This window comes from Algoriphagus sp., assembly GCF_024305035.1.
Classification (GTDB): domain Bacteria; phylum Bacteroidota; class Bacteroidia; order Cytophagales; family Cyclobacteriaceae; genus Algoriphagus.
Window position 1 is genome coordinate 1 of sequence record NZ_JAMWZB010000069.1, and the last position, 1,645, is coordinate 1,645.

At 37.7% G+C, this 1,645-nt stretch carries 2 protein-coding genes; both read left to right on the forward strand.

Annotation, left to right across the window (positions count from 1 at the left end; genetic code table 11):
- The first annotated feature begins 102 nt into the window (after positions 1 to 102).
- Positions 103 to 1,026 carry a hypothetical protein gene (locus Q0L00_RS19515; RefSeq protein WP_297338573.1) on the forward strand — a complete coding sequence of 308 codons (924 nt, stop codon included), beginning with the start codon at positions 103 to 105 and terminating at the stop codon, positions 1,024 to 1,026.
- 91 nt (positions 1,027 to 1,117) lie between these two features.
- Positions 1,118 to 1,534 (forward strand): DUF4375 domain-containing protein, encoded by a 417-nt coding sequence (locus Q0L00_RS19520; protein WP_297338574.1) that lies wholly within the window; start codon positions 1,118 to 1,120, stop codon positions 1,532 to 1,534.
- Positions 1,535 to 1,645: the final 111 nt, after the last annotated feature.

Here is a 1,645-nt window from a genome sequence, read left to right on the forward strand (position 1 = left end):
CTTCGTATGAACATTTGTGGTTAAATCGCCACCTTCGCCAAGCCGCAAAACGTTATAGCCAATGCTAAATGACGACATCAATAAAAAGAAAGAATAACTAAAATGGGAGCTTGGGGAACAGGAATAAGTTCAAACGACACGTATGCTGACATATACGAGCAATTTGTTGACTTGTATAATGACGGACTTTCTGTATCGGAAATTACAAAAAGACTTATTGACGAAAACCAAGAGACAATAAATATTGAAGAAGATGTACCAAACTTTTGGTTTGCTATTGCAAATGCACAATGGGAATGCAAAGCACTTGACAAAGAGATATTTTTAAAGGTTGAGCATATTATCAATAGCGGGGAAGATATTAGAATTTGGAAAGAATTAGATGCATCATCTGCGGACTTAAGGTCAAGAGAAAAAGTTCTAAACAAGTTCCTATCCAAACTTCAAACTGAAAAAGACAAGCCAAGAAAACGGACTAAGAAGAAATTATACAATTCCATTTTCAAAAAAGGAGACTGTCTAGTTTATAAAATGGATAATGGAAATTATGGTGGGGCTTTTGTTCTGACTGACGAACAAGAAACTGAAGTTGGGACAAACTATATTGCAATAACAACAATAGACAAGGCAGACAGACCAAGCATTGAAGATTTTAAAGTTGCAGATGTATACGTGAAGCGTGTTAATGAAATAAGTTTCAAAGGAACAGAAATGTATAAAGAGTGGGTTGACCAACCTCAAATTGGAGGCTTTTCAGCATTGCTTTTTAAAAATCACGGATTAGACATAGAAGTAATCGGTCAACTACCAATGCATAATGATTATAAAATCCGAATGGACAGACAGATGGGGTTTGGTTGGATAGCGTTAAAATCGACCTTGCCGTTTATGGACGAATACATAAAAATAAATGGCAACCCAACCAAGACCGTAAAATTATCAGAGTTGACAGAAAGCACTGGCTATAACAGCATCTTGCCAAAAGCGGGGCGTTCGTGGTGGCAGAAACTTTTCGGCTCCGAATAAACATTAGTGGTAGCTTGACAGATGGTGCTTCGAAAGCCCCGCCTTCGGCAAGCTGCCAACCGTTATAGGGCATTTTAAAAAACGACAAGCAATGACAAGAGAAGAAGCACAATCAGCATGGGAAAAAATTGTAGATACTGGATTCTCAGACTATCAAGAATTGACTCGAGACCAACGAGTATGGTTTAACATAGAACCATTGACAACGGACGGACTTTGGGATCATTATATGAACAGTGGTGCAGACAAAAATGCAGACACAATTGAGGACTTGGAATTTCTTAACTTTTCTACAATAGCTGGACTATTGAGAAAATTCAACCAAACATATTTTCCACAAGGTGTACCTGAGGGACCAGATGCCAGACAAGAGCAATTTGACAAATTCCCTGAAGAACAATTAGAGGCTGACATAGAAGAAATGGATAAAAATTTTTGGAAAGTCTGTAACGATCTAGAAAACGCTTTACTTGAACATATTAATAAAACTGGAATTGGAAATGAATAGAAAAACGCCCTATAACAACAGGCGTTTGGCTCAATGGCGGGTGACGTGGTTAATTGAACCCGAATTATGCATTAGAATAATTGAAAGGAGGACTGAGATTTTGAATTTGGG

Bases quoted from the DNA above. Each gene is read 5' to 3' on its own strand.
- Q0L00_RS19515 (WP_297338573.1), top strand. From the start codon at position 103: ATGGGAGCTTGGGGAACAGGAATAAGTTCAAACGACACGTATGCTGAC.
- Q0L00_RS19520 (WP_297338574.1), top strand. From the start codon at position 1,118: ATGACAAGAGAAGAAGCACAATCAGCATGGGAAAAAATTGTAGATACT.